Origin of the sequence: Micromonospora sp. NBC_00898 (assembly GCF_045207895.1) — a bacterium.
GTDB lineage: Bacteria > Actinomycetota > Actinomycetes > Mycobacteriales > Micromonosporaceae > Micromonospora.
Genome location: NZ_CP108775.1, coordinates 3,176,190 through 3,193,676 on the forward strand (window position 1 = coordinate 3,176,190; position 17,487 = coordinate 3,193,676).

At 71.2% G+C, this 17,487-nt stretch carries 14 protein-coding genes and 3 pseudogenes; 2 read left to right on the top strand and 15 right to left on the bottom strand.

What is annotated here, in order from left to right; genetic code table 11:
- Positions 1 to 14: 14 nt before the first annotated feature.
- From OG799_RS15555 to OG799_RS15570, 4 genes and pseudogenes are all read right to left on the bottom strand, one after another.
- Complete coding sequence (locus tag OG799_RS15555) at positions 15 to 716, bottom strand: SHOCT domain-containing protein (protein WP_406045742.1); 702 nt, start codon at positions 714 to 716, stop codon at positions 15 to 17.
- A gap of 788 nt (positions 717 to 1,504) precedes the next feature.
- Positions 1,505 to 2,136: pseudogene (locus tag OG799_RS15560) on the bottom strand (heavy metal translocating P-type ATPase); the annotation flags it as partial.
- A 104-nt stretch (positions 2,137 to 2,240) separates the two neighbouring features.
- On the bottom strand, positions 2,241 to 4,919 hold the full coding sequence (fdhF, locus tag OG799_RS15565; protein WP_406045743.1) for a formate dehydrogenase subunit alpha: 2,679 nt from the start codon (positions 4,917 to 4,919) through the stop codon (positions 2,241 to 2,243).
- Positions 4,920 to 6,656 carry an NAD(P)H-dependent oxidoreductase subunit E gene (locus OG799_RS15570; protein ID WP_406045744.1) on the bottom strand — a complete coding sequence of 579 codons (1,737 nt, stop codon included), beginning with the start codon at positions 6,654 to 6,656 and terminating at the stop codon, positions 4,920 to 4,922.
- A 258-nt stretch (positions 6,657 to 6,914) separates the two neighbouring features.
- Here OG799_RS15570 and OG799_RS15575 point away from each other — a divergent pair, with 258 nt between their 5' ends.
- Entirely contained in the window at positions 6,915 to 7,160 is a 246-nt protein-coding gene (locus OG799_RS15575) for a cation-transporting P-type ATPase (RefSeq protein WP_406045745.1), read from the top strand.
- Between the two features lie 42 nt (positions 7,161 to 7,202).
- Positions 7,203 to 7,340 (top strand): annotated as a pseudogene (locus OG799_RS15580) (hypothetical protein); the annotation flags it as partial.
- Positions 7,341 to 7,782: 442 nt separating this feature from the next.
- On the opposite strand, the gene OG799_RS15585 reads toward OG799_RS15580, so the two are convergent.
- The 11 genes and pseudogenes from OG799_RS15585 to OG799_RS15635 form a co-directional block, all read right to left on the bottom strand.
- Positions 7,783 to 8,409: a hypothetical protein gene (locus OG799_RS15585; RefSeq protein ID WP_406046538.1), complete on the bottom strand. Its 627-nt coding sequence runs from the start codon at positions 8,407 to 8,409 to the stop codon at positions 7,783 to 7,785.
- A 178-nt stretch (positions 8,410 to 8,587) separates the two neighbouring features.
- A pseudogene (locus tag OG799_RS15590) lies at positions 8,588 to 8,917 on the bottom strand (transposase); the annotation flags it as partial.
- 51 nt (positions 8,918 to 8,968) lie between these two features.
- Entirely contained in the window at positions 8,969 to 9,262 is a 294-nt protein-coding gene (locus OG799_RS15595; protein WP_406045746.1) for a hypothetical protein, read from the bottom strand.
- Positions 9,144 to 10,454 carry a glycosylase gene (locus OG799_RS15600; protein ID WP_406045747.1) on the bottom strand — a complete coding sequence of 437 codons (1,311 nt, stop codon included), beginning with the start codon at positions 10,452 to 10,454 and terminating at the stop codon, positions 9,144 to 9,146. The genes OG799_RS15595 and OG799_RS15600 overlap by 119 nt, the downstream gene beginning before the upstream one ends.
- The gene (locus tag OG799_RS15605; protein WP_406045748.1) at positions 10,451 to 11,455 is read right to left on the bottom strand and encodes a glycosyltransferase; all 1,005 of its coding nucleotides are present in this window, start codon (positions 11,453 to 11,455) and stop codon (positions 10,451 to 10,453) included. The genes OG799_RS15600 and OG799_RS15605 overlap by 4 nt, the downstream gene beginning before the upstream one ends.
- A gap of 56 nt (positions 11,456 to 11,511) precedes the next feature.
- Positions 11,512 to 12,648: a glycosyltransferase gene (locus OG799_RS15610; protein WP_406045749.1), complete on the bottom strand. Its 1,137-nt coding sequence runs from the start codon at positions 12,646 to 12,648 to the stop codon at positions 11,512 to 11,514.
- 197 nt (positions 12,649 to 12,845) lie between these two features.
- Complete coding sequence (locus OG799_RS15615) at positions 12,846 to 13,859, bottom strand: glycosyltransferase family 4 protein (protein WP_406045750.1); 1,014 nt, start codon at positions 13,857 to 13,859, stop codon at positions 12,846 to 12,848.
- A complete protein-coding gene (locus OG799_RS15620; RefSeq protein ID WP_406045751.1) occupies positions 13,856 to 14,029 on the bottom strand; it encodes a hypothetical protein in 174 nt (57 codons plus the stop codon). Before OG799_RS15620 ends, OG799_RS15615 begins: the two co-directional genes overlap by 4 nt.
- A gap of 534 nt (positions 14,030 to 14,563) precedes the next feature.
- Positions 14,564 to 15,364 carry a SigB/SigF/SigG family RNA polymerase sigma factor gene (locus OG799_RS15625; RefSeq protein WP_406045752.1) on the bottom strand — a complete coding sequence of 267 codons (801 nt, stop codon included), beginning with the start codon at positions 15,362 to 15,364 and terminating at the stop codon, positions 14,564 to 14,566.
- Positions 15,365 to 15,523: 159 nt separating this feature from the next.
- A complete protein-coding gene (locus OG799_RS15630) occupies positions 15,524 to 16,252 on the bottom strand; it encodes a GAF and ANTAR domain-containing protein (protein WP_406045753.1) in 729 nt (242 codons plus the stop codon).
- Between the two features lie 95 nt (positions 16,253 to 16,347).
- Positions 16,348 to 17,070, bottom strand: a complete 723-nt coding sequence (locus tag OG799_RS15635; protein ID WP_406045754.1) for a GAF and ANTAR domain-containing protein — start codon at positions 17,068 to 17,070, stop codon at positions 16,348 to 16,350.
- Positions 17,071 to 17,487: the final 417 nt, after the last annotated feature.

The window sequence follows — 17,487 nt, forward strand, 5'->3', positions numbered from 1 at the left end:
CTGACGTGCCGCGATCAGGGGCCACCGAGCAGTTGCTGGCGAGCCGCAACGAACTCCTCGTCGGTCAACTCGCCGCGTTGATGCTGCCGGACCAGCACCGACAGTTGGGAGATCTGGTCGTCCGTCGGACGGGCTGCCCCAGCGACCGGCGCTGGCGCCGAGCCGCCCAGGTAATGAGTAGCTGGCGGCGGTGCCAGCTGTCTGACCGGACGGAAGAAGCGGTTGGCTGAGGGTCGCTCGAGCAGCACGGCGACGACGATCAAGGCGAGCATCGCGAAGAGGGCGAAGCCGGCGCTGAGGTACCGATAGGCCGGCGGGTACGCGGCCGGTAACCGCTGGACGAACGTGTGAGTTCCGGAGTCGTCACGGCTGAAGGCGGACACGTAGGCGATTCCGCTGAAAGCGGGCGTACCAGCTTGGCGCAGCCCGCAGGAGCTGCAGATCAGGGACAGACCGATCGCGATCCAGGCGATGATGCGGCCCGCGAAGTGCCCCGCACGCACCGAGGCCGCGATACCCAGTAGGACCAGTGCTGCCACGGCGGTGATCAACGCCGCGACGTAGGGCAATGCCGAGGCCACTGGCTTGAGTGCGTCAAAGGCACGTGGGTCGACCTCGGAGGTGTTCAGTGCCTCGCGCACACGGTCCGGGTACGCAGCTGCCCCAGCGACGACCGCCACCGCGTCTGCGAGATACCCGACGGCCACGACGGTCATCAGAGTCACTGCAATCGTTACCGACCGCGGCCGTCCACCGACCTCCGCCCGATCCACCATCGGCACTCCATTCTCCATGGTTGCCGGTGACGCTAGCAGCGGCCGTCGATGGGACGCGATCGGTCGAACGCCTCGACCACACTCTCATCGGCAATTGAGGACGTCGCCCGGCTGACCAGTCAGACCCACGGATGCTGACGCTTTCGGAGCCGCCGAAGAGGTCACCAACCAGAACATCCTGGTCACGGCATTGCGGGTGAGATCAGCGTTCCAGGAAATGGGACAGCCGTCGACGCCCCGCCACTGCAGTGCAGACATATACGTCGATGGAGCAACTCAGGCGACGGCGTCTGGGGGCGCCGACGTGGCCGGCGAAGCTCGGGGGTCCTATAGCGCTGGCACGTTGACCACTTCGGTCTTCTCTGGGAGGTCATGCCAGCCAGGTCCCCCGCATCGTCGCTGGTCAGCCGGCTCATAGTCGCCTAGGGCCGGTGACCACTTCGGACGCCGTGACCACTTCGCCAAGCTGCGCCCAATCTGCACCCTCATGCAAGGCCAAGCAGCCCGGGGCTCCTTACCGGCCGGACCTGCGGATACTCCCCCACCAGGCGACACAGAGCGCTGTCGACTGCTGCCCAATACGGCTGAGCACTCCGTGTGAACCGTGACGCTGCACCCACTCTGACCTGTAGGAATGGATGAGCGCAGGTCGGGCCGATGCCGTTGATTGCAGTTCAGCGCCGTTGGGTGCAGTTGAAGGCCGTTCAGCGCACCCCGCTGCTCCCAACGGCCAGGGCGAGGGTGAATGGCACGAACGCGGCGGCGTATCTGTCGGCGAGCCGTACCATCGGCGCCTTGCGGGCGGTCGCCTCCTCGGCCAGACGTACTATCCCGACGTAGGTGCTCTGCGCCGCCGTGGCCGTGGCCCGCATGCCGAAGGCCGGCCCGGCGTTGACCACGCCGCTGGTGACCCCTTCGTCTGGCTTACGGTCGACTGGCTGTGATTCGCCGGTGATTGCCGACTCGTCGAGGACCGCGGGGTCCTCGGTGCGCCCATCCACGGGCACGACCTCACCGGGGCCGACGAGCAGGCGGTCATCCGGCTGTACCGCGTCGAGCGGCACGGTTTCGATGGCACCCTGCGGGGTTCGTCGGCGTGCCGATTGCACCGGCCGGTGCCAGGACCGCGATCACGTCGACCCCGACCTGCCGGTGCAGCAACGACCGGACGACCCATGTGATCGCGGGTAGCAGGGCGACCGCGGTTGCGGCGGCCCACAGCAGGTCTGCGGCGCCGCGCCGGCCGGCGAACCACAAGTGCTGCCCCGGCCAGCACCGCCGCCGTGACGGCAACCAGCAGCACCCAATCCCACCACAGCTTCTCGGCCTTCACCTGCCCTCGGCTGGGGCTCTTCGCCATGCGAGCCTCCTGTCACCACGGGTGCCGGCGGGCCGGCCGACACCGCCTGCCGGCGTGCGACCGGCGGCGCTGCTCAATGTGCCGCCTCCGGCCCAGCTGGGAGGTCAGATCGGACGCAGTGATACTGCGGTCACCTTGTATTCGGGGCATCCCGTCACCGTGTCCGTGACGTCAGACGTGAGGGCGTTGGTGGGGGTGTCGGGAAAGTTGAAGGCGGTGAACAGCTGGCCGGGGGCGACCGTGTTGGTCAGATGGACGGAGAAGGTCACGGCTGCGCGGCGGCTGCTCACCTCGACAGGGTCTCCGTCGGCGATCCCGAGCCGGGCGGCGTCGTCCGGATGGAGGTCGAGCGCCTCGCGCGGGCGAAGCTCGACGTTGGGGGTGCGGCGGCTCATCGAGCCGCTGTTGTAGTGCACCAGCCGGCGGCCGGTGATCAGGACGTAGGGGAAAGCGGCATCGGGTTGTTCGCCCGGCGGCAGGTACGGTCGCGCGGCCAGGGCAGCACGCCCGTTCGGGGTGGCGAAGGAGTCCAGGTAGAGGCGCCCCTCCCCGGGTTGGTCCGCCGCGCGGCACGGCCAGTGCAGTGGCCCGTCCCGGTCTAGCCGGGCGTGGGAGATGCCGGCGAAGGTCGGGGTCAGCGTGGCGCACTCGGCCAGGGCATCGGCCGGGGTGGGGCAACCGAGGTCGGCGCTCATCGTCTGGGCAAGCAGTTGCAGGATGTCGAAGTCGGGCTTGGCCTGGCCGGGTGGCGTCAGTGCTGGGCGGACCCGCTGCACACGTCGATCGAAGTTGACGAAGGTTCCATCTTTTTCGAGGAAGGACACGGCTGGGAACACCACGTCGGCGAGCTGGGCCGTGCGGGAGAGAAACAGGTCGTGGCTGACGACCAAGTCGCAGGCGGCCAGCGCCTTGCGCACATTTCCGCTGTCGGGGTCGGTCTGCGCGATGTCCTCCCCGATGACGTACATCGCTCGCACCCGGCCGGCAACGGCCGCCTCGAACATCTCCAGGATGCGCAGCCCGGGCCGGTCGGGCACGTCCACGCCCCAGCACTGGCCGAAACGGGCACGGACGTCAGCGTCGGCGACGCGCTGGTAGCCGGGCAGCATGTCCGGCAGGGCGCCCATGTCCGACGCCCCTTGGACGTTGTTCTGCCCGCGCATCGACAGCACGCCGCAGCAGCCTGGCGTGCCGACGGCGCCTTTCAGGATGGCCAGGTTTGCCAGCGTCCGGACCCCGTCGGTGCCGTGGGCGTGCTCGGTGATGCCGAGCCCGTAGACGATCGCCGGGCGTCGCGCGGTCCCGTACAGGCGGGCTGCCATGGTGAGCGTCTTGGGCTGGACCCCGGCCAGTCGCGCGGCCTGATCCACCGGGTAGTCGCGGAGCAACTCGGTAAGTTCGGCCAGCCCGCTGGCCCGCGTGCGGAGGAACTCCTCGTCGGCGTAGCCCTCGTCGAGCAGCACCCGGGCGATGCCGTTGAAGACGGCGACGTTGGAGCCGGGGCTGGCCTGCACGTGCACGTCGGCCATCTCGGCGAGGTCGATGCGACGCGGGTCGATGACGACAAGCCGGGCTCCGCGCAGCACCAGCTGCTTGATCCGCGCCCCGATGACTGGATGGGCTTCGGTCGGGTTCGCCCCGGCGATCAGGATGCAGTCGGTGCCGTCGAGGTCGTCCACGGAGTTGGTTCCGCCGGCGTAGCCGAACGAGGCGGTCAGCCCGACCGCCGACGGGGCGTGACAGAGCCGGGAGCAGTTGTCGACGTTGTTCGTGCCGAGGACGGCACGGGCGAACTTCTGTGCGAGATAGTTCTCCTCGTTCGTCGCCCGCGCCGACGAGATCATCCCGATCGCATCCGGCCCGTGCCGGTCCCGGATCTCGGCCAGCCGGGTCGCCACCACGGTGAGCGCCTCCGCCCAGGACGCGGGCTCCAACGGCGAGTCCCGGCCGCCGCGACGCATCAGCGGTGTGGTCAGCCGGTCCCGGGACCGGGTGAAGGCATGTGCGAAGCGACCTTTGATACAGGCGTGGCCGCGGTTGACGGGAGCGCCGTGCACGGGGGTGATGGCGGCCACCTCGTCGTCGCGTACGTGCACCCGCAGGCTGCATCCCACGCCGCAGTATCCGCAGGTGGTGGTGGTCGTCCGGCTGATCGGGCGAGCGTCGAGCAGCCCTGGTTCGGACAATGCCCCGCTCGGGCAGGTGTCGACGCAGCCGCCGCAGGCGACGCAGGGAGAAGACACCCAGTCGTCGCCCGTGCCGGCCGCGACCACGGTGTCGAACCCGCGCCCGGCCAGGGAGAGCGCGAACGTGCCCTGAACCTCCGCGCACATCCGCACGCACCGATTGCAGGCAATACACAGGTCCCGGTCGAGCTTCACGTACGGGTGGGAGTGGTCGACGCCCCGCGTTCGGATGGCCCCGTCGAACCGGCTCCCGGTCACCCCGAAGTACTCGCACGTGCGGACCAGCTCGCTGCGGTCGGCGGGAACGTCGAGCGCCCGGGCGGGCAGTTGAGAGACGAGCAGTTCCAGCGACAGCTGCGCCGACCGACGGGCGACCGGGTCGTCGGTGTGCACCACCATGCCCTCGGTGGCGGGTGTCGTGCAGGCCGGCATCGCCCGTCCTTTCACGCCGACCAGGCAGACCCGGCACGACCCCTGGGGGGTGAGCCGTTCGTCGTAGCAGAGGGTCGGCACGACTGCCCCGGCCGCCTTGACGGCATCCAGCACGCTGGCCCCGTCAGCTACCTGGACAGTTATGTCGTTGACGGACAGCTGCATCTACTCGCCCGTCCGGCGCAGCTCGTCCGAGTAGACGTGCAGCAGACTGCGCACCGCACAGGACACTCCGCGTCCGAAGGCGCACAGGCTCGCCTCGGTCAGCACCTCAAGCAGTGGTTCGTGGGCGGCCAGGGCCGCCTCAGCCTGGGTGGGTTCCCCGATACGCTCGGCGAGTTCGACCCCACGGCGGGTCCCCACCCGGCAGGGCGTACAGGCCCCGCAGCTCTCCGCAGCCCCGAACGCCCAGGCATGCCGCAGGATCGCGGCGGCGGGCAGCGCCGAGTCGACCGCGACGAGGCTGGCGTGCCCCAACGCGACGCCAGCCTCCGCGAGCGGCCGGGACAGCAGCGGTAGATCCAGCTGGTCCGGCGTGAGAAACCCGCCGAGGGGACCGCCGACCTGCACCGCCCGCAGTGTGTGCGGCTCGCGCAGCCCGCCACCGAGATCCTCGACCAGGTGGCGCAGCGGCACGCCGAACTCCACCTCGTACACGCCCGGCCTGCGGAAGCGCTGGCTCAGGCAGACGAGCTTGGTGCCCGGCTCGTCCGGATGACCGAGGCGGGCGTACCCGGCCCCGCCGTGCCGGACGATCCAGGGCACGGCCGACAGCGTCTCTACGTTGTTTACGGCGGTCGGCTGCCCTAGGTACCCGTGGCTGGTGGGGTAAGGGGGGCGGGCCCGCACATCGGCCCGCAGGCCGGCCACGGCGTGGAGCAACGCCGTCTCCTCCCCGGCGACGTACGAGCCGGCGCCCCGCACAACTTCCACGTCGAAGTCGAAGTCCGAGCCGTGTACCCGCTTGCCCAGGTGGCCGCTCTCCCGCGCCTCGGACACTGCCGCACGCAGCCGCCTGGCGGCTGTCGGGTACTCCGACCGGACGAGGATCAGCCCATGCCGCGCTCCCACCGCGAAGGCCGCCAGTGCCAGGCCCTCCAGGATCCGGTGCGGATCGCTCTCCATGAGCAGCCGATCGCAGAACGAGCCGGGATCCCCCTCGTCGCCGTTGGCCACCACATACCTCGGCCCGGGTTCCCGCGCGGTCGCGGACCACTTCTTCGCCACCGGGAACCCGGCCCCGCCCCGCCCGCGCAGGCCCGACGTGGCGACCTCAGCTATCACCTGATCGGGTGAGCCGGAAGCCACGACGCCCGGCCACACCTCCCAAGGGCCTTCGTCGCCGACCAACCCGGCCAGCACCACCGGACGATCCACCGCGCTCGCGTGCGGTATCTGCGTGGCCCGCATCTTCAACGGCTCCGCCCAGCCGGGCCTCGTCCGCCGCTCGGCGGCGCGCGGATCGCCGAACAACCCGCCGAGTTGCTCACCACTACCCGGTTGCTCCCCGTCCAGAACAGCCGGCGAGTCGTAGCAGTACCCGAGACACCGCACGCCCTGCAGCGACACCGACCCGTCCGCGGCGCATTCACCCAGACGAACGCCCAGCGCCCGCTCGAGACGTGGGATGTGCTGACCCTGCGTGCTGACGAAGCACGAGGTTCCCTCGCAAACCCGGACATGACGCTGGCCACGGCGCCCCTCGGCAAAGTCGGCGTAGTAGGACGCCGCCCCCGTCACGGCCGCCACCGGCCAGCCGAACTCGCCAGCGGTCCGCTCCAGGTCCTCGGCCTCGACCCGACCATCCTCGGCCTGCGCCTGCCGAAGCCGGTCCAGCATCCGTGTTCCCGGCCTACCCAGGCGCTCCTGCAACTCGACGAACGCCTCGCGCACCTCGCCCACACCGCCGCCTAACTCCGTGCAGCACCGACCCTCCCAAAACGTACGTATGCTTCGGTCCGCCTTGGGGCCAAACGGTCAACTTGCCGGGCAGGGAGGGTGCCACAGGGGCTTCGTCCACGACGCGCCAGGACGGACCCCGCCGGCACCACGCAGGCTCGCTGGCTGCCACAGCCGATAATCCGCTGGTCAGCCACTTCCCTGCGTCACCTCGGCCCCTACCCGCGAACCCCACGTCTCAACGAACAACTCCTCGGCGACTTGAAGACAAGCCTCGATGGTCGCTCGACGGCGGAGGCGCACCAGCGCTTGGCCGAGTACGGGCCGAACGAGCTACGCCGGCAGGGCGGGACCCGCTGGTGGCGGGAGCTCGTCCGGCAACTGATCCACCCGCTGGCCCTGGTGCTGTGGCTCGCCGCCGTCCTGGCCTGGGTCGCCGGCACACCCGTACTGGCAGCGGCGATCATGGCCGTCATCCTCATCAACGCCGTGTTCGCCTTCGCCTAGGAGCGCCACGCCGAACACACTGTCGAGGCGTTGAACCAGTACTTGCCCCAGCAGGCCACCGTCCTGCGCGACCAGCGGCGGCAGCAGGTCGACGCACGGGAGCTTGCACCCGGTGACGTCCTATTCATCGCCGAGGGCGACAGAATCTCCGCCGACGCCCACCTCCTCGACGGCTCGATCGAGGCGGATCTGTCTGCCCTGACCGGCGAGTCGCAACCCGTCTATCGCACCGGCGGCGATGCCGGTAGCCGAGCGGGTAGCAGGCCTGCCCGGCCGTTGCGACCAGGCCGACCCGGCTGCCCGGCGTCCAGCGCGATGCGCCGGTCCCCGGCCGGGCCGGTCAGCCAGGCCGGCGGGTCGGTGGCCAGGGCCACGCCGCCGACCGCCCGCGCTTCTCCATGCCGGTCAGCACTTCCGGCTCGGCGAGCCGGGCACAGGGCGTTGAATCCCCGCCGCATCGGCGCGCTCGTCCGACATGTCGGTCTGGTGGCTGCTTCGGCCGCCGCATGCCTCATTGGTGGTGATCCCGGTCACCTCCGCCGTCCGGCCATTGGCGGTCGCGCATGCCGGGCGGCAGGGTCGGGGATCGGCGTCGTCGCGCCAGCTCAGTCGTCCCAGCAGGTCAGGAGCGTTCGTTGCCCGCCCACCGGCGTCCCCGCCCACCCCGTTCGGCCGCGCTGCCCGTCGCGACCGGAGCCCTCGCCGCCCTGCTGGTCGGCGCAGCGGGTCTCGGCTTCGCGCTGATCGGAGACGCCGAGGCTGACTCCGGCGGCGCCGTGCAGGCACGGGCCGCCGACGCGCCGGACCTCCGGCCGGCACCGGCCACCCCCACGCCGGATCTCCCGGCGACGCCCAGCGCGGACGTCCTCTCCGGGCCGTCTCCCACCGACGTCGCCCCACCGACCGTTCCGGTGGCCCAGACCGAGTCGCTGCGCCAGCCGACCGCCGAACCGGCGACTCCGCGCTCGGCGACCAGCGCCCCGAAGCCGACGGCCACGAGCCCGGCCACCAGGCCACCAACCACGAAGCCGACGGTGCATCCGACGCCCGGATCGACCGGAGCCCCCTCGTTGCCGCCGACCACCGCCACTCCCAGCCCGTCCGGCACCCCCACCCCGGCCCCGTCCACACCTGCTCCGACCCCGTCGGGCGGCACGCCAGGGCCGAGCAGCCCGGCGCCCAGCGGCTCCGCGTCCACCGACCCGTCGTCGCCACCGGCAAGCCCCACAGGTACGACGACGCCGGTCACCTCCTGACGGTCGCCGTCTCAGCAGGTCGGAGCCCATGCGCTTGCGAGCTAGTAGTGCTTTGTTAGGTTCGGTGGCGTTTGTTGCCGTGTAACGGTTTCACGGGTTGATGGCAGGTGAGACAGGCGCCGGTCCAGGTCGCGAGGAGTCGTTGCAGCTCGCGGATGACCTTGTAGAGAGTCAGGCCGGCGCAGCCGCTCTTGGGTCCAGACGCAGTTCGGTGATGAACAGGTGCGCGGCGGTGACCAGGGTGACGTGGCGGTGCCAGCCGGTCCAGGATCGGCCCTCGAAGTGGTCCAGACCGAGGCCGGTCTTCAACTCGCGGTAGTCGTGTTCGATCCGCCAGCGGATCTTGCCGTAGCGGACCAGGTCGGCGTGGCCGGTGGTGACGGGCAGGCTGGACAGCCAGTACTTGACCGGCTCCGCCTGGTCGTCGGACCACTGGGCGATCAGCCACCGCTCAGGCAGGGTGTCGTCGGCGTCACGGGCGACGCGATGCCCTGCCGGCCTTCGCCCGCTGATCCGACCGGGCCAACGACACGCCGACCTAACAAAGCACTACTAGCCGCCGATTGGTGGTGCGGGTTCGGCCATCGCCGCGATGAGCGCGGTCACCGGTGCAGTGGCGAAGCCGACCCGGGCGTCGCTGGCCCCGTACGGCAGCCACAGCTCGCCGGCGTGGACGAGCCCGCCGCAGGAGTAGACGACGTTGGGCACGTAGCCGTCGCGTTCGGCCTCATCGGGTGCCAGGAGTGCGCCGGGAAGCTCGGCGATGACCCGTTCCGGTCGGTGCAGGTCGAGCAGGAGCGCGCCGATGGCGTACCGGCGCATCGGGCCGACGCCGTGGGTGAGCACCAGCCACCCGGCGTCGGTCTCGATGGGGGAGCCGCAGTTGCCGACCTGGACCAGTTCCCAGCTGTGGCGGGGGGGTGTGCAGGGGCACCGGGGCCTGCCACCGGTTTTCGCTGTCCAGGCGGGTCAGGCCGATGGTCTCGCCGTCGGAGCGGCAGAGGGCGAGGTGGCGCCCGCCGACGGTACGGGGAAACAGCGCAACGCCCTTGTTGCGGGCGCCCGGCCCACGCATCGGCGTGATCTGAAAGCGGCGCAGGTCGCGGCTGGCCAGCGCGCGGGTGGCGATGCGCCGTCCTTCGTAAGCGGTGTAAGTGGCCCGGTACACCGGTCCGGACTCGTCGATGAACCTGACGAACCGGGCGTCCTCCATGCCGTTGCTCTCGGCCGGGGTGGCCGGCCAGAGCACCCGTTGATGCAGGCCGGTGTCGGCGGGGAAGGTCGTGGCGTAGCTGGCGGCGTTGGTGCGGCGCAGTTGTTCGAGGGTGCTCAACCCGGTGCTGCGGGAGAGCAGGTCCGGTGGCAGGTTACCGAGCACCCGCTCAAAGGTGGCCTCGTCGTACCGTTCGGGCAGGGCGTCCAGCACGGTGGCGGTGACCTCATTGTCGCAGTCGTTCTCGGCCAGTCCGGCGGCGAGCAGGTCCCGACGGTGCCGGATGCCGACCCGTTGACCGACGACCAGGGGGCCGGACCGGTCGGCGACGGTGAGCCGGCGCCCGGGTCCGAGGACCGCGGTGGCGAACCCGATGGACGACAGGTGCCCCTCGCCGATCTGGCGCAAACTGACCGCGACGCGCAGCTGTCCGGGTTCCAGATCGGCCTGGTCGGGGTGGGCCACCATCGACGGATTGCACAATGCGGCGGCCTCGATCGCGTACTCGTGGCTGAAGTAGGCGCCGACCAGGAGACGGGTGGTGGGGGAAAGGTCCCAGGCCCGGGCTACCCGGTGCCGAACGAGGTCGTAGTGGTGGTGGAACGTGCTGTCCAGGTCCCGGTGCCGGCCACCGAAGCGGTCGAAGGTGTCCCGCAGCAGCCGGCCGGTCTCCTCGTCGTCGAGGTGCGCGACGCGGTCGATGAGCGCCTGCGCGCGGGTGCGTACCAGGGCGGCGTCCTCTCCTGGGACGAAGAGCTTGACGATGACCCGGCGTGGATCCGGGGCGAGGGTGAGGTCCTGCCGGACGGCCAGGGTCCGGGTCACGACCACCGCCGGGCGTGCTGCAACGTGGAGATGAGCGCGAGGGTCGACTCGGCGCCCTGGTTGAGGTTGGGTCCGTGCGGGGTCAGTCCGTCGTAGCCGCCACCGGTCGCCGGATCCCACATCGGGGTGCCGACGTCGTTGTCGCCGAGGAACCACCCGACCGCCTGCCGCACCCCGACGTCCCAGACGGGGTCACCTGTGACCGTGGCGGCCCTGGCGCAGGCGTCGGCGAAGGCGGCGACCTCGATCGGCTGCTGGTCGTGGCGGAGCCGCACCGCACCACGTCCCCAACCGGCGGCCGGTACGGCCGACAGCCGCCCGTCGCGCAGTTGAACGTCGCGCAACCAGGCCAGCATCCGCAGGCCGCCGTCGAGCAGGGGGCCGTCGTGGCGCAGCTGACTGGCGGCGATGACGACCTCCGCGAGGGCCGCGCTGGCGTAGGTCAGGCGCTGCTGCGGCCAGGGCCATCGCGGGTCGGGCGACGGGGTGCCGATCGTGGTGGCCGCGTCGGCCAGCAGCGCGGCCGCGGCGGCGTGCGTGGGGTGCCGGCGCAACACCTCGACGGCACCGAGCCCGGCGAAGGCCATGGCGTGTCGGGCCGGGCTGCGCCGCACGGCACCCGCGCTGAAGGCGACCAGGGCCTCCTCCCGGATCCAGGCCGCCGGGCTGCGGGCGACGGCGGTGCCCAGGCCCCACAGCGCCCTCCCCCACCAGTCACCGAGCCCGGGCTCGTCGACCCAGCGCCGGTCGTGGCCGAGCCTGTTGTGGAAGGCGCCGCCGGCGTCCTGCGCGTGGGTCAGGAAGGCGAGGTAGCACTCCGCCAGCCGGAGCACCGCGCCGGTCGGCTCCGGCTCCCGGCTCGTGACGACCAGACCGCGGGCGACGTCGTCGGTGCAGTAACCGTGTTCACGACGGACGATGGCGTGCCGGGCGTGTTCGAACAGGCCGGTGTCGTCGCTCAGCCGGGCCAGGTGCGCGAAGCTCGGCACGGGTGCGTTCAAGCGGTGTCCGCTGGTGGGGCTGCCGGCCGTCGTGGTGGGACGGTCGGCGGTCGCGGTCACGCCGACGCCGCGCTGACCGCGGGCGAGCGGGCGGCGAGGAGCCGCGCCGCGAGGGCGCCGTAGCGGGCCGCCACCGCCGGCCAGCGCAGTTGCGCGGCCAGCGGCCGGATGTGGCCGGCCAGCCGGGCGGCCAAACCCGGTTCGGTCAGGATCCGCCGGATCGCCGCGGCCAGCGCCGCCGGATCCTGATGGGGTACGACCAGACCAGGGCCGCCGGTGAGCAGCTCGACGGCGTGCGGGAACGGCGTGGCCACGACGGGAAGCCCGGCGGCCACCGCCTCGATGAGAACGCCGGAGGTGACCTGTTCACGGGAGTCGTATGGCAGCACGACCACGTCGGCGGAGCGGATCAGCGCGCTGAGCGCGGACTGATCGTGGTAGACCGCCTGGTAATCCACGGCGTGCGCGACGCCCAGCTGCGCACCGAGCTGGTGCAGGCCCGCCCGGTACGCCTCGCCCTGGTGTTCGATCACCTTTGGATGGGTCCGGCCCGCGACGGTGTAGGTAGGTGTGGGGTCGAGGTCCTGCAACCGTGCGAGAGCCCGCAGCGACCACTCGATGCCCTTGCCGGGGCCGAGCAGCCCCCAGGTGAGCAGGTGCGGGCGGGTGCGCCGCGGGGCGGCTACGCCGACGTGGTCGGCGGCGCCGTGCGGGATGACCGTGACCTTCGCCGGGTCCACGGTGTAGCCAACGAGCAGCCGGTCGCGGGCCGTATCGGTCATCGTGACGACCGCCCCGGCGGCGGCGACGATCTGCTCCAGCAGGGACTTCTGCCGGGCGGAGGGCTGACGGAGCACGGTGTGCAGGACCACGATGCTCGGCACGGCGAGCCGGCGCAGCAGCGGCAGAACGTCCTCCCCGTCCCTACCGGGGTAGATGCCGTACTCGTGCTGGACGATGGCTACGTCGAAGGTGTTCAGGGCGGCGGCGGCCTCCCGCCAGCCGGCCGGGGTGCGCGCCCACCAGGTGTGCACGACCCCGGGCAGGGCGCGCTGGTCGTCGCTTCCGTCGGTGACCCGCACGACGCCACCGCGCGTGCCGTCGGCGGTCAGGTGGGCGGCCAGGGCGGAGTTGAAGGTAGCCAGTCCGCACCGGGTCGGTGGGTGGGTGCTGAGGAAACCGTAGCTGGGCATGGGTGTTGGGCCTTCCGGTTGTCGGCCGCCGCCAGGGGACCGGCGGCGGACCTCACGCGGTGACGGCGCACGCCGGCCAGCGTGTGTGACCGGCGGAACGGGTTCGAGGCCGGGCCACCGCGGGTGCGGGACCTGGCCGGGGTGAACCGGGATCGAGCGGGGCCTGATTCGTCAGGGATCGTCGTCGTTCAGCAGGTTCAGCGTTGCGGTCGGTGGGTGAGGTCGTCGTAGACGGCCAGGTAGTCGGTGACCATCCGGTCCGCGCCGAAGCGCTGCCGGGCCCGGGCCCGGCAGCCGGCACGGTCGAGGCCGGTGACCCGGGTGACGGCGTCGACGGCCTGCTCGACGGTGTGCACGAGAAATCCCGTCACACCGTCGTCGATGACTTCCGGCATGGACCCCCGCGCGTACGCCACGACCGGCGTGCCACAGGCCATCGACTCCACCACCGACAGGCCGAACGGCTCGTCGAAGGCGATCGGGTGCAGCAGGGCGGTGCTGGCGCCCAGGATCTCAGCGCGTCGTCGGGGGCCCACCGCGCCGAGGAAGACGACCTGATCGCCGTCGATGTGCGGGGCCACCTGTTCGGTGAAGTACCGCTCGTCCTGCACGATGCCGCAGATGGTCAGGGGCCGGCCGGCGAGCCGGGCTATCTCGATGGCGGTGTGGATGCCCTTGTCGGGATGGATCCGACCGAAGGCGACCAGTCCGGGGCCGGCGTCCCGGGTGAACGGCAGCCCGGTGAGGTCGACACCGTGGTGCACCGTGGCGACGTAGTCGAGTCCGGCGATCCGGTCGGCGTCGGAGATCGACACGTAGGACGAGCGGGCCCTGGTGTAGGCGGGGAGGATTCCCGCACCGGAGAAGCCGTGCACGGTGGTGAGCAGCGGAGCGCGGCAGTGCTCGGCGAAGGCCAGCGGCAGCCAGTCGAGGTGGTTGTGCACCAGGTCGAACTGCGCCGAGCGGGCCATCGCGTGCGAGACGTGCATCGCCTCCCACACCCGGCCGTCCATGCTCGGGTCGTCGGCGTACCCGCGGGGGCACACACCGTCGAGGGAGGCGGAGGTGACCGAGTCCAGCGTCGCGAAGAGTGTCACGTCAACGCCGCGTGTGGTCAGCCCCTCGGCGAGCAGGCCGGTCACTTGCTCCCAGGGGCCATAGTGGTACGGGGGTGTCCGCCAGGCGACCGGCCCGAGCAGAGCCACTCTCACGGGGATGTCGCCTCGGCGAGGTCGGCCGGATCAAGACGCAGGGTCGCGAGCAGCCCGACGTGCTTGTCGGAGTCCACCCGCTCCGGCAGCTCGCGCTCGACCCAGTCGGCCCTGGCCTGCTGGCCGCGCTCGCGTAGGGCTGCAACGATCCTGTGCTTGGCGATCCTCATCGTCTGCCTCCTTGTGAAGCCGTTCGGGACGGTCATGGTCACCGGGTAGCGGTGTGGAGGCGCTGGTCGAATCCCCATCACCGGGGCGCCGAGGTGCGCGGCGGGCCTTCGAGCTCTCACCGTGACCGGCGAATCGTGCGGTACGGACGTGGCATCCCCAGGGGGCGGAGCCGGCGTGGCGGGCGCCTCAGATGTGGAATGTCGTCGAGTCTGGGACAACCCCAGGCTACGCCGGTCCGGCCCGGGGTACCGGGCGTCACCGAGGTGACCCCCTGAGACGGGTCAGCGGTCAGCGAACACCGTAATGAGCACCAAGGGCAGGAGCAGGACGGTCACCAGGAGGAACACCCGCATACGGAGCGCGCGGACGTCGCCGGCCCGCCTGACCCGTACACCGAATGTTGAGGGGACGGATTCCCCTTTGACGCGGGGGGAAGGCCCGGTCGCGGCGATCGGACGAACGGCCATGACACCCTCTCCTGGTGATCTCGACCATCCGGCCCTGGTGCCTGAGCGGTCCGGAAGGATGACCGGTCAGCTGAGCATCCCGGCCCTGACCTGGGCCAGGGAGCGCTTCAGCAGCCGGGAGACGTGCATCTGTGACAACCCGACCCGGCTGGCGATCTGCGCCTGGGTCAGGTCGCCGTAGAACCGCATGGTCAGGATCCGACGCTCACGCGGGGGAAGCGCCGCGAGGATCAGCCGGAGTGTCATATGGTCGTCCACGGCGGCGTATCCCGGATCGACGGCGCCGATGAGCGCGATGCGCTCGACGTCATTGGTCCGGGGCTGTAGCTCGTTCAGCGACGGCAACCGGTAGACCTCGGAGGCGACGAGGGCGGCCAGGAGCTCGGCGACGGTCACCTCCAGGTGGTCAGCGAGCTCTCCGTCAGTCGGTTGGCGACCCCGTTGCTGCCCGAGCTCGCCCCGGGCGGCGGGCACCCGGTGATTCAGTTCCTGGGCTGCGCGCGGCACCCGGATCGCCCAGGCCGTGTCACGGAAGTGCCGCCGGATGGCGCCGAGGATGGTCGGGATGGCGTAGTTTGCGAACGGCGTCCCTCGGTCGGTGTCGTATCCGTCGACGGCCCTGATCAGGGCGAGCGCGCCGACCTGTGCCAGGTCCTCGTAAGGCTCTCCGCGACCGGAGTAGCGGCGGGCCAGTCGACCGGCCATCGGCAGGTTGGCCTCGATGATCCGGGCTCGCAGCCGCGCGCGGTCGGGATCGTTGGCGGTCAGGGCCGCGCGTCGACGCAGCAGTTGTTCGCTGTGCCCCGTTACCGCGTTCGGAGGCGGAGGAGGGAAAACTGCCGTCGCTGTCGCGATGGGGGTGACCATTGTTCAACGCCCCTTACGGGCTGGTGGCGGCGAGACTGGCGGCCACCGGGGACCCGGGCGACATGCCCACCGTACGCCTCATCTCGCGGATCGGCACCCTCCGCCGGCAGCACTACCGGGAGCCGGCTGTTCAGCGGGGCCCGGGCCCGGGGCCGGTCGTCAGCCGGGCCGGTTGACGGCCGGTCCCGGCGCGAACTGCTCGGAACCGTCGACGATCGCCTGGGACAGTTCGGACAGCCGCCGGTTGCGGCTGCGGGCGCCGTCGCGCAGCAGCGCGAAGGCTTCGCCCACGTCCACCCGAAGGCGTTCGGCCAGGACCCCCTTGGCTTGCTCGATCAGGACTCGGCTGTTCAGTGCGGTCTGCAGCTGTTCGGCGAGGATGTCACGCCGGTGGATGGCGCGCTGTTGCAGCAGTCCGATGGTGGCCACGTCGGCGAGCGCCTGACCGATGCGCAGCCTGCGCTCGTCGAGGGCCCCCGACTGGACATCGAAGAGGTTCAGCGCGCCAATGACCTCGGAGCGCAGGCGCATGGGCAGGGCGTGCACCGCAGCGAAGCCGACCTCGGCCGCGGCGGCGGTGAACCTTGGCCAGCGATTGGCGGTTGGCAGGTCGACCACCGACACCGCTTGACCGGTACGGAAGCAGTCCAGGCAGGGACCCTGGTCGGTCTGGAGCTGGAACAGCTCCAGCAGTCGGGTGCGTTCGGAGGAGGCGGCGACCACCTGCAGCGTGTCCCGCTGGTCCGTCAGGAGCAGCCCGGCCGCCGACACACCCAGCAGTTCGACACACCTCTCGGTCAGCACGTGCAGGAACTCGATCACGTCGAAATCGTCGACGAGAGTGTCGGCCATTTCCACGAACACGTCCGCCAGCTGGCTCTCGCCCATGTCACTCACCCTCGTCGTACGATAGTCCCGCCGACTCTCCGGCGGTACGGGGCCGTGGTCGGCGCCGCCGCCTCGCGACGGCCGCAGTCGGACTCTCACCCGGCCCCGCCGTCGCACGCGTCGTCGGTGGAGTCGAAACGCAGCCGGCGGGCAACCACGTCACCTGCCACATCCCGCAGCCGCCGGCCGTGGGAGAAGGCGAAGGCGCGTAACCGGATCAGCGCCACCGCCACGGTCACCCCCAACTGGACCGTGACCATCCCCGTGGCCTGGTGCACCTCGGGATGCTGCAGACCGGCCTGCTCGGGCCAACGCTCGTCCCGGTCCGGCCGCGCGCCATCGAGCAGCACCGCGCACGCCGTGTCAGCCAACACCAGGGCGTCGGCCAGCTGCTCGCCGTCGAGTCCGCCAGACCGCGCACGGTAGAGGTCCAGTACACCGAGACGGATCCCGCCGACCTGGAGCGGCAGCGCGAACACCGCACGGACCCCGGCGAGCACCGCCGCCGGGGCGAACACCGGCCAACGGGCCAGGCACTCCGGCGCCGCCAGATCGGCGACCAGATGCGGGCCGCCGGTGATCGCGTCCACGCACGGACCCTCACCGAGGGTGAGGGTCAGGTCCTCCAGTTCCGACGCGGTCCGGTCACTGGTACACAACACCTCGCGTGGGGTGGCGCGCAGCGTCACCGCGACAGCGGCAGAGTCGACGCCGGCGACCGCCACCGACGCGGCGCAGACGTGCTCGACCGCGACCGTCCCGCCCCGGGCCACGTCCACGACCAGGGTCCACAGCCGGATCCTGCGATCGAAGTTCATCGGTTCGCCGTACCGGGATCGGCCCCGCGACCACAATCGGACGCGGTCAGTCGGAGCACAGGCACGCGGGTGCGAGAAGCGACTCGGAAGCGGGGACTGGTCCCGCTGATTCGCTCGTCCAAGACTGGCTCCGACCCGGGTCGTCCGAAGCGGACACATACCGTGCGGCTGACCGGGGTCCAGGGCGACGCTCTCACCGTACTCCTGGCTGGCGGCGGGCGGCGCGGGGCGCCAAGGCGGTCGCCGACACGATCGCCGCCGGGACCGCAGAAGCGTACGATGATAGTTGTCGCTCGGGACCCCGGTGGCTGACAGTTCGCCGCCGGCGGACGCACCCCACCGATCGAGGTCACCGTGTTGGCAGCCCGACGCACGACATCAACTGGCCACGTCGCCGGCCTCCTCGTGCGCCCCCTG